This window comes from Vibrio sp. R10-SF1-ISO8 (assembly GCF_059833805.1).
In genome coordinates, this window is record NZ_JCBDHL010000018.1 from 92,893 (window position 1) to 112,859 (window position 19,967).

The 19,967-nt window shown below is 46.0% G+C and carries 19 protein-coding genes; 10 read left to right on the forward strand and 9 right to left on the reverse strand.

The genetic code is table 11. From position 1 onward, the window contains the following. Positions 1–51: 51 nt before the first annotated feature. From AC6R00_RS13740 to AC6R00_RS13750, 3 genes are read right to left on the reverse strand one after another with little or no spacing between them, the layout of a single operon-like run. A complete protein-coding gene (locus AC6R00_RS13740) occupies positions 52–2,004 on the reverse strand; it encodes a rolling circle replication-associated protein (protein WP_500640765.1) in 1,953 nt (650 codons plus the stop codon). Next, the gene (locus tag AC6R00_RS13745) at positions 2,001–2,177 is read right to left on the reverse strand and encodes a hypothetical protein (protein WP_500640766.1); all 177 of its coding nucleotides are present in this window, start codon (positions 2,175–2,177) and stop codon (positions 2,001–2,003) included. Before AC6R00_RS13745 ends, AC6R00_RS13740 begins: the two co-directional genes overlap by 4 nt. Positions 2,178–2,191: 14 nt before the next feature. Next, positions 2,192–2,446, reverse strand: a complete 255-nt coding sequence (locus AC6R00_RS13750; RefSeq protein ID WP_500640767.1) for a hypothetical protein — start codon at positions 2,444–2,446, stop codon at positions 2,192–2,194. 105 nt (positions 2,447–2,551) lie between these two features. On the opposite strand from AC6R00_RS13750, the gene AC6R00_RS13755 reads away from it, so the two are divergent. Then, positions 2,552–3,295, forward strand: a complete 744-nt coding sequence (locus tag AC6R00_RS13755; protein WP_500640768.1) for a helix-turn-helix domain-containing protein — start codon at positions 2,552–2,554, stop codon at positions 3,293–3,295. Next, positions 3,292–4,275, forward strand: a complete 984-nt coding sequence (locus AC6R00_RS13760) for a phage integrase (RefSeq protein ID WP_500640769.1) — start codon at positions 3,292–3,294, stop codon at positions 4,273–4,275. The genes AC6R00_RS13755 and AC6R00_RS13760 overlap by 4 nt, the downstream gene beginning before the upstream one ends. 162 nt (positions 4,276–4,437) lie before the next feature. Here AC6R00_RS13760 and AC6R00_RS13765 read toward each other — a convergent pair whose 3' ends face one another. The 5 genes from AC6R00_RS13765 to AC6R00_RS13785 form a co-directional block, all read right to left on the reverse strand. Continuing rightward, positions 4,438–6,729, reverse strand: coding sequence for an acyl-CoA dehydrogenase (locus tag AC6R00_RS13765; RefSeq protein WP_500640770.1), 2,292 nt, complete (start codon positions 6,727–6,729; stop codon positions 4,438–4,440). A 60-nt stretch (positions 6,730–6,789) separates the two neighbouring features. After that, positions 6,790–7,425 (reverse strand): TetR family transcriptional repressor PsrA, encoded by a 636-nt coding sequence (gene psrA, locus AC6R00_RS13770; protein WP_239826121.1) that lies wholly within the window; start codon positions 7,423–7,425, stop codon positions 6,790–6,792. Between the two features lie 349 nt (positions 7,426–7,774). Beyond that, positions 7,775–8,179, reverse strand: coding sequence for a GtrA family protein (locus AC6R00_RS13775; RefSeq protein ID WP_500640771.1), 405 nt, complete (start codon positions 8,177–8,179; stop codon positions 7,775–7,777). Then, complete coding sequence (locus AC6R00_RS13780) at positions 8,176–9,597, reverse strand: ArnT family glycosyltransferase (protein ID WP_500640772.1); 1,422 nt, start codon at positions 9,595–9,597, stop codon at positions 8,176–8,178. Before AC6R00_RS13780 ends, AC6R00_RS13775 begins: the two co-directional genes overlap by 4 nt. Further along, entirely contained in the window at positions 9,594–10,598 is a 1,005-nt protein-coding gene (locus AC6R00_RS13785) for a glycosyltransferase family 2 protein (protein WP_500640773.1), read from the reverse strand. Before AC6R00_RS13785 ends, AC6R00_RS13780 begins: the two co-directional genes overlap by 4 nt. Positions 10,599–10,751: 153 nt before the next feature. On the opposite strand from AC6R00_RS13785, the gene AC6R00_RS13790 reads away from it, so the two are divergent. The 6 genes from AC6R00_RS13790 (at position 10,752) to AC6R00_RS13815 (ending at position 16,708) form a co-directional block, all read left to right on the forward strand. After that, positions 10,752–11,426, forward strand: a complete 675-nt coding sequence (locus AC6R00_RS13790) for a response regulator transcription factor (protein ID WP_500640774.1) — start codon at positions 10,752–10,754, stop codon at positions 11,424–11,426. Next, the gene (locus AC6R00_RS13795) at positions 11,426–12,688 is read left to right on the forward strand and encodes a sensor histidine kinase (RefSeq protein WP_500640775.1); all 1,263 of its coding nucleotides are present in this window, start codon (positions 11,426–11,428) and stop codon (positions 12,686–12,688) included. Before AC6R00_RS13790 ends, AC6R00_RS13795 begins: the two co-directional genes overlap by 1 nt. 66 nt (positions 12,689–12,754) lie before the next feature. Next, on the forward strand, positions 12,755–13,666 hold the full coding sequence (locus AC6R00_RS13800; protein WP_500640776.1) for a 1-aminocyclopropane-1-carboxylate deaminase/D-cysteine desulfhydrase: 912 nt from the start codon (positions 12,755–12,757) through the stop codon (positions 13,664–13,666). Further along, positions 13,663–13,977 carry a DUF1496 domain-containing protein gene (locus tag AC6R00_RS13805; protein WP_500640777.1) on the forward strand — a complete coding sequence of 105 codons (315 nt, stop codon included), beginning with the start codon at positions 13,663–13,665 and terminating at the stop codon, positions 13,975–13,977. Before AC6R00_RS13800 ends, AC6R00_RS13805 begins: the two co-directional genes overlap by 4 nt. Before the next feature lie 33 nt (positions 13,978–14,010). Further along, positions 14,011–14,415 (forward strand): PPC domain-containing DNA-binding protein, encoded by a 405-nt coding sequence (locus AC6R00_RS13810; RefSeq protein WP_500640778.1) that lies wholly within the window; start codon positions 14,011–14,013, stop codon positions 14,413–14,415. A 118-nt stretch (positions 14,416–14,533) separates the two neighbouring features. Continuing rightward, positions 14,534–16,708 carry a methyl-accepting chemotaxis protein gene (locus tag AC6R00_RS13815; protein WP_500640779.1) on the forward strand — a complete coding sequence of 725 codons (2,175 nt, stop codon included), beginning with the start codon at positions 14,534–14,536 and terminating at the stop codon, positions 16,706–16,708. Between the two features lie 85 nt (positions 16,709–16,793). Here the strand turns inward: AC6R00_RS13815 and AC6R00_RS13820 are convergent, their stop codons facing one another. Next, complete coding sequence (locus AC6R00_RS13820; protein WP_500640780.1) at positions 16,794–18,674, reverse strand: fructose-specific PTS transporter subunit EIIC; 1,881 nt, start codon at positions 18,672–18,674, stop codon at positions 16,794–16,796. Positions 18,675–18,876: 202 nt separating this feature from the next. On the opposite strand from AC6R00_RS13820, the gene AC6R00_RS13825 reads away from it, so the two are divergent. After that, on the forward strand, positions 18,877–19,179 hold the full coding sequence (locus AC6R00_RS13825) for a PTS fructose transporter subunit IIB (protein WP_500640781.1): 303 nt from the start codon (positions 18,877–18,879) through the stop codon (positions 19,177–19,179). Positions 19,180–19,187: 8 nt separating this feature from the next. After that, a complete protein-coding gene (locus AC6R00_RS13830) occupies positions 19,188–19,964 on the forward strand; it encodes a PTS sugar transporter subunit IIA (protein WP_500640905.1) in 777 nt (258 codons plus the stop codon). Positions 19,965–19,967 lie beyond the last annotated feature (3 nt).

The following is a 19,967-nucleotide window of genomic DNA, read 5'->3' on the forward strand; positions in this document are numbered from 1 at the left end:
CGACGTTAGTTAAAAAGGTTGCCCCTGATTCCCATCGTTGGCGTGTTTGGTTTACTGCATGAGGTGGTATTGCTCTAAGTCACTCATGTTTTGATTCAATAATTCTTGGTGTATCTCTTCCGGCATCACCGGCGGCAGCTCTTGCTCTAACTGATTGCTCCAATTGGCTTGCTTAAGTTGCCATGCTTTAAAGGCACACTCGTAGCGGTCTTTGGCTTCAAGGCGAATATCATCCAAATACAAATCATCGGTATTCATGCTCCAACCGCGCGCACCCGCCGCCCACTCTAGAAAGTCATTGGCTTTTTGCTCGAAGTCGTCACCTTCAAAGCTGATAGAGAATTGATTGTCTGAACTGGCGAACACGCCGCGACTGTTTAAGCGCGCTTTTTCCGCTTGGATTTCGCTATCAAGCTGACTAATGAGTTTGTTTAACTTGACCACCGCGCTGACTTGGCGGGTCTTTTTGTTGATATCGACCGCTTTCTTTGCCTCAGCTTTTTTAGCTTGCTTGCGAGCAATGGCGCGCTTGATTGGGGCTTTCCACTGATCCAAGCGATAACCGCACTCTTTGATGATCCCAGTCATGTTGTGTACATCGAAACTGGCGAGCGCTTCCCACTGCGGGGCACGGCTACAGCGAGCAATGTTGTAGCGGTTGCCCTTAATCATGCCTTGGTCAGCGTTGCCGCCTTTCGCCGCGTAGCCCACCGCCTTAATCAGATAACCCGCTGCTGCCTCTTTGTATTTGATGCGCTCAAGGTGCGCCAAGCCGTGACCCCATAAGCGCTCAATACGTTTTGCCCACGCTTGAAAATGTTCAGGCTCGACTTGCCAGTTCAAAAGAATGTGTACGTGAGGGTTTGGTTGCCCGTGCTCATTGGTCGGACACTCAGCGACCCAGATATAGTGAAAATCCGCTTTAGCGCGAGCGGGACCCACTAGCTCAACCTTGCTTTTGCGTCCCATCAATGGCGCGGCTTTGTAGTGACCCGCCACCTTGACCTCATCCCCATCAAAGGCAAGATTTGCCTGACCGGACAGGTGACTTTGTTTGTAGCTAAAGCCACGGTGATACATGCGCTTTGCTGCATCCAGAAAACGCGACACCTCGTTGCCAATCGTGATTTGTAGCGGGGAATACGCCGCCATATCGTCAGACAGTGGCGAAAACTCGCAGCCTTCAGAGGTCAAATGGACATTGGAATCAGTAGCAAACAGCTTAGCGCGCTGAAAATCATCAAACGTGAGCGTCAAAAACGTGGTGAAACCACCTCGGCACGCTGCCACGTAAGCACCTGATTCAAATATCTTCTTAACGGCATTTGGATTGAGTTGATGGGTGTAGCGCTCACCCGTTTGCGCCTCGGGTGCGTCGCTTGGGCTTGGGTGGTAAGTCACTTGCAACTTCACTTGCTTTGACCAATCGCGCTTAAGCAGGTAAGCGCGGCTCATGCCCTTACTTGGTAGATAATCCAAACGCTTGCGCTCATCGTCTCGCGCCCATCCGGTTTGTGGCGCGGTCTGCTCGATACCGTAGCCTTGCGGCTCAACGTAAAAGCTTTCGCTCTTGGTGCGCGGTTTGAGGCGGCGTGAGCGGGTAATAAAGCGGTCAATGTGCTTACGATTGCCGTGTCGGACTTTGCCGCCCTTTGACAAGCCTAGTGTCTCCACGGCTCCGCCGTGCGCTCCGCGCCGAGCATTGTCGAAATATTCAGTCGGAATCTTTGAGCACTTACCCTCGTAAAACAGTTTCTCGATTTCGCCCAAGTAAGCACTTTCTTTCGTGTTGTGAAAGTGGATTTGCTCCGCCGCGCGCACTTTATCGAGCTCGCTTTCTAGCCAATCCGAATTTTGAGCACTAAAAAAACCGCTCTCGATAGCGGCTATATTCTTCTCCGTTGTGGTGACGTCTTGCGCTAAGGCGGTCACATAGCCCACATCGTGTGGGCTAAGAATATGAGTAATCTCTCGCTCAGCTTGCGGTTCGTATAAATGGTTCACGCTAAAATCTCTTTGTGCTTAATGGCTTGAAGTCGTGCGGCTTTCTTAAATTCCGCCTGACCTTTGCGGCTAAAGCGGAAGTCTTTCCCGCCTTGCGGGTGTGAGCGGTATCCATTTGGAAACCACTTAGCCTTGAAATCATTTAGAGTTTTCAATCCTGTATCTGTAGGCATTACCATCCCCCAACCTAAATTGATGATTTCCAGTCTTGATACGCTGCGGCTTGTTCTTCAGCATAAACAGCCAATGCATGCATATTGATGTAATTGCGTCCACGCTCTTTGCGAGCTCGACGAAGCAAAGGAAGCTTGCCGTTTTTAATTTGTCCGTTTACTGCTGCAACCGTCTGACCAGTCAACTCCGCATACTTTTCAGGCGTCACAAAAGGAGCGTAGTTAACGCTTGTTGCCTTTAATTGCTCTTCATAATGTTCTAACATCATCTATTAAACCCTTATTCTTCGTTACTAACCTTAAGTAACCCTAAGTAACCTTTGTGGAATTTACTATTATTAGTAACCCTTTGTAAACCCCTCGGAGACGATAAAATGAAGGAATGGTTTCTAACATCGGAGTTAACAGGATTAAACAACACTCAAATATCGAGACAATCAATTGTCAAAAAGGCAAATAGAAACAACTGGTTAAAGAGAAAAGCAAAAGGTCTAGGTAGAGCTTTCGAGTATCATATTTCCAACTTGCATGAAGACGAGCAAAAGCAGTTAATTGTGATACACGGCAATGAACATGAAAAAAGAAACCCAGAAGAAACCCTAAGTAAACTAACAAATAATGCTAATCAACTTAAACAAACCCAAGCCGAACCCAGTAACGTATCTAAAATTGTTCCACTCAGTGATTATGAAGATTGGGCAAGGTTGCCTGTTTACGACGTACATGCTGCTGCAGGAGCAGGAACATTGATCCAATCAGAATTTCAAATTGGTGTTTTCAGCATTCCGGTAGCTCTACTGCATGAATTTGGACTTAAAGAAGATTATTGCTCAGTAATATTTGTTGACGGGAATTCTATGCATCCGACAGTATCTGATAAAGACCGAGTTTTAGTTGATATTAGAGAGGTACCACATCCAGCTAAGGATGGTGTGTATGTTATCCGAATTGACGATGCTGTTTACATAAAACGTCTCAATTGGAACATTGCTAAAAGTGTTTACAACGTCATTTCTGACAACCCTAAACATGAATCGTTTGAGATCAATCATAACAACGGACGTAACTTTAAAATCATTGGTAAGGTGGTTACTACTGTGATGAAGGCTGTAGTATGAGTGTCAAAAAAGACGGTGAAAGCTGGCTTGTTGATGTTCGACCTTCGGGACGTAATGGGAAAAGATTCAGACGCAAGTTCAGCAAAAAGTCAGAAGCTCTAGCATACGAAAAACATATTCTTGCAACTTCTCACAACAAGGAATGGCTTGGGCTACCTGAAGATAAAAGAGCTCTATCAGAATTAATAGATCTATGGTGGAAAAAGGCTGGGCAGTTTAAAAGAACTTCTGACAACTACATGCAAAAACTACAACTAATTTGTCGAGAGCTTGACGACCCAGCAGCCAACAAGATCACTACAAAGCTATTGTCAGATTGGATTCAAAAACGGCTAGAAAAAGGACAAAAACCAGCGACAATAAGACGGTTAGCAAAATCGTTAAGCAACGTTTTCTCCGTATTGATCGATTCTGGTGATTACAAAGGGGTTAACCCAATTAAGGATTTAAAACTTCCTACAGTCAAGCAACCAGAAATGACCTATCTTGACCGCAACCAAATCATTGACCTGATAAATGCGATCAAATCGAATGACGAACTCAGCAGAATCGTTGCTATTTGCCTAGCTACGGGCTCAAGGTGGCGTGAAACGGTCACACTCAAAACAAGCAACTTATCACCTTATAGAATACGCTTCACAAATACTAAAACCGATAAACCACGTACAGTACCCATTAGTAAAGAGTTGTACGAAAGAATCTATCCATCAAAAGGGGCTAATCTGTTTAGCTACGACCCTCAACAAGAGCTATACGATATAATGGAGAGTTTGGACTTAGACTTACCGAAAGGGCAAAAAGCTCATGTACTAAGACATACTTTTGCTAGCCACTTCATTATGGGCGGGGGGGATATACTAACTTTACGTGACATTCTTGGTCATAGCGATATAAAGCAAACCATGACTTATGCTCACCTAGCCCCTGACCATCTTAGCGATGCAGTGAGGCTCAATCCATTGTCGAGATTAGGCATCTAGAATCGTCCACATTATGTCCACACTCATTATCCTTAGTTAACCTTCGTGAACCAAGACAAATTAATAAGGCAATGAAAAATAAAGATTTTACCAATCCTTACCTTTCATCGCCTTTAACCATAAGCACCATAAGGTGCCTTTCGTATCTTTATTGTTACTTCGCTAAGCTGCAGTATTTAGCTTAGCTTTGCCCTTTTTTGGCTTACCATTGGTGTGAATCGCGCTAAAGTCATGGCTAAAGTGGTCCACTTGAATCGCTTTATAGCGAAGCTTGTCTGCCGCGACAATCTGATCCACTTCTTCCTGAGTTAACACATCCGCTTCTAGTGCCTGCGCCAAACGGTCTGCCAGTAACCCTTTGCGGGCAACCTTACCTTCCTTCGCCGCACGCATTAGCTTACGCTCTAGCCCCTTAATGTCATACATAGCTAAGAATGCCGTTTCCATTAGGCCAACACTGTCATTCTCATCTTTGCCAACGTAGCAAAGGTTAGTCAATCGGTCACGTTGCGCACCCGGAGTCATCAAGGCTTCTGCTAGTTTCACCGTTAAATCATCACTTGGCTTCGCAAAATGGTTACCCAACGGGAAGATAAGTACTTTTAATAAACGCCCTACTGCTTTTTGAGGATAGTTAGTGAAGGCTTCTTGTAATGCATTAGCCGCATTGTATAAACAGTGCTGAACAGCATAGTGAACAAAGTCTAGATCTTGTTGTTGACGACCTTCATCCTCATATTTCTTAAGCGCTGCTGAAGCCATGTATAGATAAGCAAGCACATCACCTAAACGAGCAGAAATCATTTCTTTACGTTTCAGATCTCCACCTAGCGTCGCCATGGCAATATCTGCACTCACTGCAAGCGCACGGCTTAGGCGAGTCATCTCTTTGTAGTACTTCTGAGTCGCACCGCTCATGTCGGCTTTGATGAAACGAGAACCTGTCAACGCCGCACCAAACGCACCGAAGGTATTACCCATTGCATGTTTGATATGCTTAAACAGCAAATCATCAAACTCTTTCGCACCTTGCTTGTGATCAGGATTTGCTGCCGCTTCCATCTCTTTAAGTACGTATGGATGACAACGTGTTGCACCTTGCCCAAAGATCATCAAGTTACGAGTAAGAATGTTGGCACCTTCTACCGTAATCGCCACCGGAATACCCAAGTATGGCGATGCCAAGTAGTTCATTGGGCCATCTTGAATTGCACGACCAGAGTGAATATCCATTGAGTCATTAAGAATAGTACGAGCCATCTCTGTCATATGGTATTTAGCGATCGCGGTGACAATGCCCGGTTTCTCTTTAAGATCTAGAGAGGTTGTCGTCAGGGTTCGACTTGCTTCTAGTAGGTAAGTTAAACCACCAATTCGGCCTAGCGATTCTGCTACCCCTTCAAACTTACCAATCGACATGCCAAATTGCTTACGAACATACGCATAAGCACCTGTCGTACGTGAAGTTAGGTGACCAACCGCAGTGCCCAATGCCGGAAGTGAAATACCACGACCTGCTGATAGACACTCAACGAGCATACGCCAGCCTTTACCTGCGTAATCTTGACCACCGATCAGCCAGTCCATTGGAATGAACACATCTTTACCAAAGGTTGGGCCGTTCATAAATGCTAACCCTAGTGGGTCATGGCGCTCACCGTTTTCCACACCTTTATGATCAGCTGGGATAAGAGCACAGGTGATACCCAATTCTTTCTTGTCACCCATCAAACCATCTGGATCGTACATCTTGAACGCTAAGCCAAGAACAGTCGCAACAGGTGCTAGTGTAATGTAGCGCTTGTTCCAGTTGATACGAACACCTAAGACTTCTTTGCCTTCATGCTCGCCGTAACAAACAATACCTTCATCTGGAATACCACCAGCATCAGAGCCCGCTTCTGGGCCAGTAAGCGCGAAACATGGGATATCAGTACCATCCGCTAGGCGAGGCAACCAATAATCTTTTTGTTCCTGAGTACCGTAGTGTGACAGAAGCTCACCTGGACCTAACGAGTTCGGTACCATCACACAAACCGCTGCACTGATACTACGGGTTGCAATTCGCGTTACAATTGTTGAGTTCGCCAATGATGAAAACTCACGACCACCGTACTCTTTTGAAATGATCAAAGAGAAGAAGCGCTCTTTACGCAGGTACTGCCAAACTTCAGGTGGCAAATCGCGATCTTCTTTTACGATCTTATGGTCATCTAGCATAGCTAGCAGAGTTTCTAGCTCGTTATCCATAAACGACTGCTCTTCAGCCGTTAGGGTTGGCTTCGGATAATGGTGAAGCTTAGTGAAGTCAGGGCGACCAGAGAAAAGCTCTCCATCCCACCAAACACTACCCGCTTCCATTGCTTCCTTTTCAGTGCTCGATAGTGGTGGCAGCACTTTCTTAAACATTTTAAAAGCTGGGTCACTTACCCATTTTCTTCTTAGAGAGCCCATAATCAGATCCTTTTGTTCACTATTTAGTGGTCCAATATTTTTGTTATTTGTAGGTACTAGTTAAAACTTCGATTCCGCAGCGACGCCTGCTGCTAGGAATGGAATCAGTTGGTCAACAACAGATTTGGCATCCATTGCTTTTCCATAATCATTTTCAGCAATCTCAAGTAGCGCTTGACTTGAAGCCATTGTGAAAACACAAGTCCCGAGCGTAAAATGTAAACGCCAGAACAACTCTTCTTGAGTGAGCTTCGGATTCGCTTTCATTACCGATTGAGTAAATAGAGATAATGCTTCCGAATAACGAGTAGTGATAAACCAACGCAGATGGCCCTGCACATCGGTATAACCGCGACCGATTAATAGCATAAAGCGACTGGTTCCATTTGGCCGTACATCATTTAGATTACGTAACGGACCGCGTAGAGACTCAAACACGTCAGCCATCTCAAAACTTTCATTTAGGTTGAGGTTAATCAATGCATCTTGAACGGCAGGCATAAATGCTTCGAGGTATCGATCCAACACTGCTCTCACCAAGGTTTTCTTATCACCAAAGTGATAGTTAACCGACGCTAAATTCACACCCGCTTTACTGGTAATCGTGCGTAGAGAGGTATCTTTAAAGCCATGTTCTGCAAACAGCGCTTCTGCTACATCAAGAATTTTCTCTTTGGTGGAGTTTCTACTTGCCATTTTAATCACTCGTATTAAACAACTGTTTGAAAATATACATCCGAAACAACAAAGCAACAAGCTGTTAACATCACATTTTTATAGATTGGTCTGACCACCATGTCTGGATTGGGTTCTAAGCGCTTGAAAGAAAGAAAAGAAAATTTTTTTTAAAAAAGTTGGAACTGTTTTGAAAACGCCCGGTCTGAATAAGTGTAGTTAGCAGAGCATTCGAGGGTTTGGACAACCCACTAAGTTTACAGGCCGTCAAACTTGTTTTCTTACTGAAGCTACTAATTTACGCTGCTTTTTCTTATTAACTCCTATGTTTATTTGTATCCGCCCAGAGCCTGATTGCTCTGGGCTTTTTTTATTCTGCGCGTTTAATACCAACCTGAGCAAAAACCCAACGAGAACTTAGCAAGTAGTTACTCACCATCCCTACCAGTATCCCAGCAACCAAGGCAATCAAAGGCCCTCTCCCTACTTCTCCTAAAACATACGACAACAGCTTAAACACCAAGAAGTTTGGCAAGGCAGATAAGCTCGCTCCACACATAAACTTGATCCATTGCTGAGCCACATTTTGTTCTGTGTTTTGAAAAGTGAAGATGCGATTACCAAACCATGTCACCGTCGCAGCGCACACAAACGCGATTACACGGGCAATCATAATTGGCGTGCCTGACAGATAAAACAGAGCTGAAAAAACCAATGCATCGGCGACAAAGCCGATGCACCCAATCACTGCAAAGCGAAAAAGCTTGCTGTTCATGACTGTTGACCACAACGATACAATGAGCGACGACTCTTTGCGGTAAACTCGATAATGCAGCTTAACTGCTTTTCTTTAACCAGTTTATCTACTGCATTGCGTTCACCAATCAGCTGCACCTGAGACAAGGCATTCAGTTCCGATTCATCACTGAGTAACTTCGCCTGACCAGAACTGTAAAACTGTCCGGAGAAAGGACGTGAGCCAACATAGTAGGTAGCAACGTCAGGCTGAGCCATTCTAAGAATGACTTTGTCGCTACGTTTATCTCCGACATCTAAATGAATAAATCCGACCGCTATCACCAGTAACGCGGGTACGATACTCGCGGTGACCTTAAACCACTTTTTATCTTGTTTTAGATCCGAAACCAGAACCGCCATCAGCAAACCAATCGCAGGCACACCCGGCAGCACATAAGCGGGCAGAATATTTCCTGAGAAGGTAAATAGAACCAAAGGCGCTATCATCCAAAACAGTAAGAAGCTAACAATGCCATTTTCAGGTTTGATCCTTGATTTCAAACTGCGACATTTTTTCCACAGCAAAACTGGCAGAACAATAGACCAAGGCGCAGCGGAATATAGCCAAAACAACCAGATAGTGCCGCGAACTTCATTGTGTGCTGTCCCGTAAAGATCGCCCTCCCAACCACTGACTAGAAAGCGCTTAAAGTGCTCACCTACGATGAAATAATCGATAAAGCCCGGAGTTGCACGTTCTGCCAACACATACCAAGGTAAGGCAATGATTAGCATCAGCAGTGTCCCTGTTGCGATCGGGAAACGCTGCCAAAGCACTTTTAGCGCCTGAGTGAAACCATGCTGCAAAACAAGCCAAGGCACGACAGCAAGCCCCATTAACACAATCACAAGCGGCCCTTTAGCCAATAAGCCGATCGCTAAGCCGACAAAACCAATGTAGCCCCATCCCCTATTGGGCTTATCTTCCTCATAACTAAGCCAGCAGAGGTAAAAGCCAAGCATGGCGATGGTAATGCCTAGGGTTAGCGCCATATCCGTCATTACCGCGCCTGCAGCAATTGAAAAGATCCCACAGGTTGCTAGGACCAGTGCCGTGATTAAGCCGTTGTAACCTACCCGCTTGGCAAACAGTCCCATAAACAGCAAAATCAATATACCAGCCATCCAATGGGGAACTCGAACGGCAAACTCGTTGATACCGAACGTTTCGATACCCACTGCACTCATCCATGTAAACAAGGGCGGCTTACCCCAGAAAGGCACGCCATAGTCAAATTGAGGCGTGATCCAGTTGCCCGTCTCAATCATTAACCGCGCCATTTCACCATATCTGGCTTCGGTGGTATCCATAAGTGGGTAAGCGCCTAAAGTCAGCAATCTAATCAAGAGTGCCGCGCCTAAAATCGCCCATAAGTGAACTCGGTTAAAACTCACGCTCGTTTCTCCCTTTTTTGTACTTGCTGCCTTGCTTGTTTTTCACTGACCGACTGCACTAGGTAGAGTGGTCTCTGTTTGGTTTCAATGAAGATTCGCCCAATGTACTCGCCCAATACGCCGATACTGAGAAGCTGAATGCCTCCTAGTGCCAACTGCACAACCATCATTGACGGATAACCGGTGACAGGATCACCAAACAGCAGTGTTTTAATCACGATCATCACGCCATAGATGAATGCGCCCCCTGCAATCAAGCTTCCAAGCACTGTGGCAATCCTAAGAGGACGAATTGAGAAAGAGGTAATACCATCGACGGCTAAACCGATAAGCTTGAGATAATTCCATTTGGTTTCACCGCTAAATCGTGCATCGCGTTGAAACTGAATCGTTGCTTGTTTGAATCCCGGCCAAGCGAAGATCCCTTTCATGTAACGATTTCGCTCAGGGAGACGATTAATATGGTCGACGACTTCTCTTGAAAGAAGACGAAAATCTCCGACATTTTCAGGGATCTCAGACTTGACCATGGAATTGAGAAGGCGATAAAACACAGCAGCAGACTGACGTTTAAACCACGTTTCACCGAGCCTTTCTGCTCTTTGCATATTGACCACATCGTAACCCTCGCGCCATTTATCTAGCATTTGAGGAATTAGCTCAGGCGGATCTTGAAGATCGGAGTCAATGAGAATTACCGCTAAACCATGGCAGTGTTCGAGTCCTGCACTCATGGCTGCTTCTTTACCAAAATTACGGCTTAGCGACACACTCTGAATCGATGAAGAACGACTGGTGAAGCTTTCCACAATCGCTAAGCTATTGTCTGTGCTACCATCATCGATGTAGATGATCTCACTGGTGTCAGCCAAACTGTCTAAAACTGAGCTTAAACGTTGATGTAGTTCAGGCAGCACCTCTTGCTCGTTGAAGTAAGGGACAACAACGCTAAGAGTGACTGATGACTGAGTATGATGTGGCACTGAGGTGACAATACCCATATGGCCCCCTATTTGGGTTAGATTCTCAAACGCAGCTCAAGTGAACTGCTGTATTGCGATCGAATCTATCAACCAGCGTGTGAAAAGCTTGTTGTTCACGTTTTTTTCACGGCGTCATTGAGATCATAAAGCCCCATAAAATGAGAATGTGCGATGAACAGAGTATTACTGGTTGAAGATAACCGAGAGGTTGCGGGTATCTTGTTTGATTACTTCGAGTGTGAAGGAATGGAACTCGATTACGCAGACAACGGCGAACTGGGTCTACAACTGGCACTGGAAGGCACTTTTGACTTAATACTGCTCGACCTCATGCTTCCGAGAATGGACGGTCTGACCGTGTGCAACAAGCTAAGAGAAGCTGGCGTTAACACACCCGTACTAATGCTGACTGCGCTTGATAATCGTGACGATATGCTTAACGGCTTTCAACATGGCGCCGATGATTATCTGACTAAACCGTTTGATTTAGAGATCCTTGAAGCGCGCATCCACGCTTTGATTAAACGTTACAAGGGCCAAGTCGCCAGCTCCGTTTTACAATTTGGCAGTTTGAAGATCGACCAGAAAACTCGTCAAGCTTATCGCCAAGACAAACTATTGGCCTTAAACCCGACCACTTACACAATTTTAGAGGTGCTCTGTCAGCGCGCCCCCGAGGTGGTCACTCGACAAGAGATCTCTGAAAAGCTGTGGCAAGAAAGCGAACCCAACAACGATGTACTGCGCAGCCATATTTATCAGCTACGTAACCAACTCGATAAGCCTTTTCATGCGCCGATGTTAACCACTATCCCTAAAATTGGCTTTCGCTTAGAGGACATCTGATGCCACACGGTTTTCTCTCCAATACCCAAACGCTCACAGGAAGGCTTGCGGTATTTTTTACTGGTATGTCTTGCGTTATCGGGATTGTTACCTTTCTCATCTTCTACCTTGCGTTGCAATGGTCGGAGGATCGAGTAGGTGAACGCCGCATTCTTATTGACCGCGATAGTGCCGTTGAGCGCTTTCTAGCCGGAGAGCAAGGAGAAATCCGCCTCGACTCACTCACTGTTGCCTACAACGACGCGGATTTAGTCCCCCAAGAATATCGCAGTTATGTTGAAAACCACGAAACCTTTCTCGGAGAAGTAGGCTCTTTGCTTTCTCCTCACGGACATATGGTTTACAAAGGTTACTATTCAGATAATAGCGAGCAAAAAACCATCGTACTGCTCTCTTTGATCGACAAAGTTGAGTTTGGCAACGAGGAAATTCTTTATTCAGGTATCATCGTCATCAGCTTTGTGTCTCTGCTGATGTTTACGTTTGGTGCGCTGTTGTTTCGTCTTTCTAGGCGCTTGATTGAACCCGTCAATGATATCACTAAACAGCTTAATAAGATGTCAGGTGACACTACCAAAGCCTTTGAAATACATCATGAAGCAGCCGAAGAGTTCCAGCTACTGACGACCCACCTCAATCAATATCGTAATGAACTTAACCTTGCCTTAAAGCGCGAACAAGCTTTTGCTCGTTATGCTAGTCATGAACTAAGAACGCCACTCACAGTGGTCAAAGGAGCAAACAAGCTCCTTACGCGCTCTAAACCGGATGAGTTTCAGCATCGACAGATCTCTCGTATCGAAGACGCGACTTTAGAGATGATTACTATGGTTGACGCTTTGCTCTCAATCGTACGCTACGAACGCAATGTCGACGATGCGCCGATGAGGAACATTGAGCATGAAGAGATTAACAAAGTCGTCACGGCCAACAAGGTACATGCGTCAGAGAAAGATCTAGAGATCAATGTCAGCTTCCTTGCGCAGCCTAAGCTAAGAGCAACCCCCGCGGTTCTGAACATGGTGCTGGGTAACCTAGTCCGTAATGCGATTGCAGCCTCTGATCATGGAAGAATCGATATCGAGGTGTCATCCGAGCATATTAAGGTGATTGACGATGGTCCGGGGCTCACGGACTCTCCAGACTCAGAAGGACATGGACTTGGGCTTCTGATCGTCGACGACCTCTGTCGACGCTACCAATGGCACTTTGAACTGACCAATCATCAAAATCGCGGTTGTTGCGCCACTATAAAATTTTGATCTAGATTGATACTCATGGTCGCCAATCCGTTAAGATAGGCGGCCAAGTTTTCACGATCAATTTTTATGAAGCTCGCCAATACGCCCATCACTCAGCACCAGTTTGCAGAGATACCGTTTTTCCTCAAGCGCGATGATCAACTGCACAGCCATTTCAGTGGTAATAAAGCACGCAAATTTATGGCGGTGCTTGAGCAAGATTATCCGAACATTAAAACGCTGATAAGCTACGGCAGCACTCAGTCTAACTCGCTTTACTCGTTGTCAGCGCTTGCTGCGATTAAAGGATGGCAACTAGAGTTTTATGTCGACCGTATCCCTCAATGGTTAGATGACAACCCACTTGGCAACTATCGAGGCGCATTAGAGTTAGGGGCTAAAATCATCCCCACTGCTGAATACCACCTTCATCCGCTAGAGTATATCGAGCAGATTCGTCAGCCAGACAATTCTTGCCTGTTTTTACCTGAAGGGGGGCGTTCAAAGCTTGCTAAACAAGGGGTTGAGCAACTCGCAAGTGAAATCCTCTCTTGGACAAGATATGAGTCCAATCACCAATTCGTTGTTGCACTACCTGCTGGTACTGGGGCAACAGCCCTCTATCTACATAAGTTTCTAAAGCCCCACTCTATCCCCGTATTAACTTGTCCATGCGTGGGTGGAAAAGAGTACTTAATCAAACAATTTGAAGAGCTGGGCGAGAACGATTTTCCACAGATACTAGAGTTAGAAACAAAACATCATTTCGGTAAACTTTATCAACAAGATTATCGTATTTGGCAGCAATTACTTGATGAGACCGATATCGAGTTCGACCTTCTCTACGATCCTATGATGTGGCAGTGTCTACAATCATGGTATAAAGAGAATCAAGATAAGAGCATCATTTATGTTCATCAGGGAGGTTTGCTTGGTAATGAAAGCATGCTGCCGCGATACGAACGTAAATTTGGTCAACGCTTCGGAGAACAAAAATGAAGTCCTACATGGTAGTACTAGTTGCTGCACTGGCTTTACCTGTGTCTGCCAATGTCATCTCAACTCCTGCTAAGCCGATCATCGGAATCAACGCCGGAGAAGTGGGCAAGCGCGTTTGTTACTACCAAGATAAAGCGTACTCTGATGGCGCTATCGTCCAAATCGATGAGTATTACATGATCTGCGCTGCTGCTAACGATTACGAACTCAATGGGGCATTAAAGTGGCACAGCATTGATCAATACCAAGCAGAACAATCCACCAGCAACGAGCAAAGTGGAAAACCAGTAAAAAGATACTCGGTAAACTAACCCCCTTTCCTGATAACAATAAATAGGCATAGATTGATCACTCCAATAGCGGTTCGCCTCACCAAGGGTGATGACCTTAAGCAAAGCATTCAGCACTTGGTCACGGAACATAATATCAGTGCAGGTACCATCGCCTCTTGTGTAGGGTGTTTTACTCACCTAAAGATCCGCTTGGCTGGCGCAACGCAAACTCTCGAATTAAACGAACCCGTAGAGATCGTCTCGGTAATGGGTACACTTACGCCCAATCATCAACATATCCACATCTCGGTTGCAAAACAAAGCGGAGAAGTTGTGGGTGGTCATTTGATGGAAGGTTGCATGATCGATACCACTGCGGAACTGATCATTCACCAGTATCACAACTTAACCTTTAGCCGCCAAGCAGATCCGCAAACGGGATATACAGAACTCACGGTGAGTCAGTTAGGTTACTGACACACCTTTCTTCCCATTGGCAATTCAACTTTACAAGCCTACTCCTTATCCTTAACAACAGTGGTGAATAGCACTAGCTTTACTATCATTAGCAGAAAGAAGTAGAGTGAGATGCGCTATGAAAGACACGCAGTCCGTCGGTCTCTTTGGCAATTTGTCCGTACGTTGGAAATTTCTGCTCGCCGCCGGGGGTAGCCTAATTATTACCGCTTCGGCATTGATGGTGTCATTTTTGTACGCCAGTGACCAAGCACAACAGCTCGTCCGTCGCCAAACTGAACACAACCTAAAACAGTCTGCCGAGCAGTACATCAGCGAACTTGCAAATCAGCAATCGCTGAAAATGCAAAGCTTCTTTGACGGTTCCTTTGATCGAGCCGATATGCTGGTGAAAAACATTGTTTCACTAAAAGAAAATACTGACCAAGGGTTAGTCGACTCTGACTCACTGCGGCCTCTCCTTAATCAAATCATCAAGAAAACCGTAAGTGACCACAGCGAGATGTTAGGTCTATACGTGGTGTCAGAATCAGAAGCACTTGATAACAGTGATGTGTATTACGTCGATAGTGAAGAAGCCGCGTCCAACGAAGCCGGTCGATTTGCGCCTTACTGGGCTCGCTCAAGTGATGGCAGCGTGGAGCTTGAGGTTCTGCTCGAAGAAGATATCAATGATACCGAACTCGACGAAAGCAATACCCCTATCAATGAGTGGTATGCCTGCTCGATACGCAATCGAAATGCCTGCGTTCTTAATCCATACCTAGATACGGTGGGTGACGAAGAGATACTGATGACCTCGCTTACTCTGCCCATTTTATCCAAGGGGCAGCTTGTCGGTATGTTAGGTGTTGATTTTGGGTTAAACAAAATTCAGACCCTAATCACGCAGGCCGACCAAAATATGTTCTCGGGCCACGGTCAAGTGTTATTGCTCAGTCACGGTGGGTATGTCGTCGGCTACGATGCGGATCAAAGCCTAGTGGGGACTCACTTATCCGAGACCAACATCACAGGCTCACAAGCACTTCTCAGCTGGCTTAGCCAACCTGCCTATTCCGTCAATTGGGAGGATAACGGTGAGACGCTGCGTGCCAAAATCCCCGTTAAATTATCAGCTAACTCCCAGCCTTGGGGGCTGGTTTTTGATGTGCCACGACAAGACGTGATGCAACAAGCACTCGAATTAGAAAAGACGTTAAATCAAGCGAACCGTGAGTCGGTAACAAATATCTTTCTGATTGGGGTCTTCATTACCGTCACAGTACTGATACTAAATGCTCTACTTGCCGCCAAATTAGTCAGCCCAATACGCGTGGTTGCTCGGAGCTTAGAAGATATCGCAGGCGGTGAAGGTGATTTAACCCGACGTTTGACAGTAAATAGTAATGACGAAATCGGTGCCCTCGCCTCTGGTTTTAACCAGTTTGTGAGCAAGCTACAAGGCATTGTGACACAGATTTCGACCTCTGTTTCCGGCGCAAAACTCAATGCTGAAGAAGCTTCAAGTATCTCTCAACGTACCAACCAAGGAATGCAGCAGCAATTTGCCGAAATTGATCTGGTCGCCAGTGCGTCTGCTCAACTCGCGTCGACGGCACAAGAAGTCGCCAACAGTGCCAGCCAAGCGGTAAATTCTGCCAAAGAGGCCAACGATGCAGCCGAACAAGGGAAAATCGTCATCGACTCTACCACTCACGCCATGGAATCTTTGGTCGCGGAGGTAAGTGCGGCTGTGCCTGTCGCAGACAATCTGGCGCAAAACAGTGAAAACATTACCTCGATTCTAGTGGTCATTGAAAGCATTGCTGAGCAAACCAATCTATTGGCACTGAATGCGGCGATCGAAGCAGCTCGTGCCGGAGATCAGGGCAGAGGCTTTGCTGTTGTTGCAGATGAAGTTCGGACACTAGCAGGAAGAACTCAAGACTCAATCAGTGAGATTCGCGAAGTGATCAATCAGCTAAAAACAGGCACCAATGAGGTGGTTATTGCGGTGCAAAAAGGGAACGAAAATGCTCAACAGACCGCAGAACAAGTCAACAATACCGTGACCGTGTTGGAGCAGATCATTACCCACATCGTCAGCATAGATGAGATAAGTAACCGCATCTCTGAAGCCGCAATGGAACAACGTGGGGTTGCAGAAGAGTTAAGTCACAATGTCACCAATATACGAGACGTGAGTCAGTCGGTCAGCCAAGAGGCAGATTCCTCCGCTAGGGTGAGCCAAGAGCTATCGAACTCAATGTCTGAGCTGAAAGGATTGGTTCAGCAATTTAAAGTCGAATAACCCGAGTTGATAGATGTACGCCCCATCAGATAAGAAAAAAGCTCCATCGGATGATGGAGCTTGGAGCATAAATAGTTCGGGGGAACTATTTGACTAAATTTCGTTTCGATTTGATCAACGCTGCCGCATTGTGCATGGCATCTTTGGTGCTGACATCGATAATCGTAATATTGCTAAACCTTTCTGGCTCTTTTATTGCCACGTCATGAGCGAAGATAACCAGTTTTGCTCGCGCGATATCTAGTTCGGTGATGCGGTTGTTAATGCCATCTGCGCCTTGGGTTTCTACTTTAATTTTGATGCCCATAGAATAGGCTGCTTTCTCTAATGATTTAGCCGCTAGAAACGTATGGGCAACACCGGAAGGACATGAAGTCACCGCAAGTACATCGGCTTCCCCCTCTGTTTGCACTGAAGAGTATGCGCGGCGAAACGAGTCATACTCTTCATCTTCTCGGACCGTTTTTTTCAATAGAATAACAATACACGCCGTCGTGAGTGCGCCCGCAACGGTTCCGACGATATAGCCCAACTTGCCATCGACAACTGGAAGTACGATCCAACCTCCCCAAGGGGCATGGTTGATGACATGGAACATAAAGCCCGTCACATTACCGACAATACCACCAGCAACAATGGCTGGTAGAACACGCGCAGGGTCGGCGGTCGCAAACGGAATCGCCCCTTCACTGATCCCAATCATGCCCATAATGCCAGCGGCCTTTCCGGCCTCACGTTCGTCACGCTTGAATTTATTGGGTGATATAAGCGTCGCTAAGGCTAAGCCAAGCGGAGGCGTACAAATTGCAATTCCAACGCCCCCCATAAGCCAAGGCTGGGTGTTAACTTGTGTTTGGGCAAAGAGCGTCGCCACCTTATTGACTGGCCCACCCATGTCAAATGCAGTCATTGCACCAAGAACGGTTCCAAGCACCACTTTTCCCGAACCTGCCATATCAGTCAAAAGCAGGTTCAATGCGTTCATGGTTGCGGAAATCGGAGCGCCTATTAGCCACATCACTAACCCACAAGTGGCAAATGTCCCAGCGAGCGGGTAAATGAAGATGCTTCCTAGTGAGCTCATGCTATCCGGCAACTTAATCTGCTTGAGCAACAACACAAAGTAGCCGGCAAAAAAACCGACGACAATAGCACCGAGAAACCCGGTATTGTATTGATCAACCGCTACCCAAGAACCAATCATTCCCGGTGCCAGTCCTGGTTTATCAGCAATTGAATACGCTATATATCCACCCAGTACCGCAGTAAAAAGCGTTAAACCCGCGATTCCCATGTGCGCCATATCAGCCAGAATGCCCTGCTCTGGTAGTGCGGCATGGCCTGTCATCATCACCGACAGTGAAAGGAGAACCCCACCCGCGACAATAAACGGGATCATATGAGAAGTGCCAAACAATAAATGCTCTTTCACACGAGCTAAGTGCCTTTTGACAGGACTCATCGGCTCTAAGCGTGCATCGTGCGCGAGATAACCCTGATCCAAAAATGGCTCGGGGGTACTTTCAGTAATCAGCTGCAACGCCGCCTCTACGCTTTCTGCTTGTTTCAGCTGATGGATAAACTCCTCTTCAATCAGCTTACTGGAAAGCTGCGCCAAAACCTCAATATGATGGTGGTCGTCACCATCGGGGGAAGCGAGCATAAAGAAAACGTCCGAAAGCTCTCCATCCTCGGCGCCATAGTCAATCCCATTGCGGCTTATCCCTACCGCAACAGCGGGCTTAGCCACTGCAGAGCTTTTGGCGTGTGGAATCGCAATACCATCTTCAAAACCTGTATTACCAATTTCTTCGCGAGCCCATAAATCGGCAATAAATTGCGATTTGTCGGCAAGGTTTCCGGCAGCATCGAGTAGCTCCACCAACTCCTTGAGCGCTTCTTCTTTGGTGGTTGCTTTTAGGTCGAGACATATCGTCTCCGACTGAACCAGGTTTGTAATATCCATTATTTCTTACCTTGCCGTACTCGCGCTCGACTATAGATTAGTCACCTAGCCTTGCCCAATATATAGGACTAAAACGGCTTTAACTGGATTATTGTAACACTCGAATAAAAGTGTGAAGCCCATCTTTCAATTTGTCGCTTTGAACTAAGGCAATCTACCGTTGCTATGCTAATATCCGCGAAAATAGCCACAGAGAATTACTATGAAAATCATTGCTGTCACTGCCTGTCCAACAGGTATTGCACACACCTACATGGCAGCAGATGCACTAAAGAAAGCTGCCCCAAAACATAACGTGCAAATTAAAGTTGAGACCCAAGGTGCAATGGGGATCGAAAACCAACTCACTCCCCATGATATTACTTGTGCCGACAAGGTATTAATTGTCTCGGATATAGAGATTGAGCAATCGAGCAGATTTGATGGGTTACCTTGTGTAAGAATCGCTATTGAAGACGTACTGATTAACGTTGATAAAGTATTTATCCTCCACTGCCGAGCATAATGCTGCTAATGACAGAGTATCAAATTACCTTTCTTGTTAATGACTCCGGTGCTAGTGCTCACGCCACTAAACCACTGTGTAGTCTTGCGAAAAAGTTCAAAAGCAACATACGAATTATCAACATCACGCGCAATCGTAGTGCTGACCTCACTAAATCTGTTGCCTTACTGCAAGCGGGATTGGTCGAAGGGGATTTGTGTCAGATTACCGCTTTTGGTATCGATGCCGAGCTCGCCTGCTTTGTACTCAAAGATGTCATCTCCGAGCACTATGCCTTAGTCGGCTCCAATATTAATTATGAGTTTTCCAATCAGTTAGCACAGCGATTACCGCAGCTAAAAACGCCAAGTGCAGTCAATTGGTACTATGCCAAGGCTCATACAGAACTGTCCAAGTTTGAATGTTTAAAAGGGTTGGCTCAGCTTATCTACCCTCAATCAGCCGATGATCTGATCCTTGCCTTCATCAAAAGAGAAGAACGTTCGTCAACCTGCGTAACGTCAGGCATTGCCTTACCTCATGTGATATTCGATGGCATCAATGAGATCAACATCGCCGTAATAAGCAGTGATACAGCGATTGATTGGGCTTCTAAAGTGGGTCAAGTTCACTTGGCTATAGCACTGGTGATGCCTTCATCCCCTACTCGCGATCAGATAATTACCGCAACCAATCTGACCAGAAACCTTCTCTGCGGCCAATTTGCAGAACGTCTTTTAATGACAAAAAGCAGTATCGATCTTCAAGCCCTGCTGATGTATTCCATGTCACGCTTAATTACATAACCG

Bases quoted from the DNA above. Each gene is read 5' to 3' on its own strand.
- AC6R00_RS13745 (WP_500640766.1), bottom strand. From the start codon at position 2,177: ATGCCTACAGATACAGGATTGAAAACTCTAAATGATTTCAAGGCTAAG.
- AC6R00_RS13750 (WP_500640767.1), bottom strand. From the start codon at position 2,446: ATGATGTTAGAACATTATGAAGAGCAATTAAAGGCAACAAGCGTTAAC.
- AC6R00_RS13755 (WP_500640768.1), top strand. From the start codon at position 2,552: ATGAAGGAATGGTTTCTAACATCGGAGTTAACAGGATTAAACAACACT.
- AC6R00_RS13760 (WP_500640769.1), top strand. From the start codon at position 3,292: ATGAGTGTCAAAAAAGACGGTGAAAGCTGGCTTGTTGATGTTCGACCT.
- AC6R00_RS13765 (WP_500640770.1), bottom strand. From the start codon at position 6,729: ATGGGCTCTCTAAGAAGAAAATGGGTAAGTGACCCAGCTTTTAAAATG.
- psrA (WP_239826121.1), bottom strand. From the start codon at position 7,425: ATGGCAAGTAGAAACTCCACCAAAGAGAAAATTCTTGATGTAGCAGAA.
- AC6R00_RS13775 (WP_500640771.1), bottom strand. From the start codon at position 8,179: ATGAACAGCAAGCTTTTTCGCTTTGCAGTGATTGGGTGCATCGGCTTT.
- AC6R00_RS13785 (WP_500640773.1), bottom strand. From the start codon at position 10,598: ATGGGTATTGTCACCTCAGTGCCACATCATACTCAGTCATCAGTCACT.
- AC6R00_RS13790 (WP_500640774.1), top strand. From the start codon at position 10,752: ATGAACAGAGTATTACTGGTTGAAGATAACCGAGAGGTTGCGGGTATC.
- AC6R00_RS13795 (WP_500640775.1), top strand. From the start codon at position 11,426: ATGCCACACGGTTTTCTCTCCAATACCCAAACGCTCACAGGAAGGCTT.
- AC6R00_RS13800 (WP_500640776.1), top strand. From the start codon at position 12,755: ATGAAGCTCGCCAATACGCCCATCACTCAGCACCAGTTTGCAGAGATA.
- AC6R00_RS13805 (WP_500640777.1), top strand. From the start codon at position 13,663: ATGAAGTCCTACATGGTAGTACTAGTTGCTGCACTGGCTTTACCTGTG.
- AC6R00_RS13815 (WP_500640779.1), top strand. From the start codon at position 14,534: ATGAAAGACACGCAGTCCGTCGGTCTCTTTGGCAATTTGTCCGTACGT.
- AC6R00_RS13820 (WP_500640780.1), bottom strand. From the start codon at position 18,674: ATGGATATTACAAACCTGGTTCAGTCGGAGACGATATGTCTCGACCTA.
- AC6R00_RS13825 (WP_500640781.1), top strand. From the start codon at position 18,877: ATGAAAATCATTGCTGTCACTGCCTGTCCAACAGGTATTGCACACACC.
- AC6R00_RS13830 (WP_500640905.1), top strand. From the start codon at position 19,188: ATGACAGAGTATCAAATTACCTTTCTTGTTAATGACTCCGGTGCTAGT.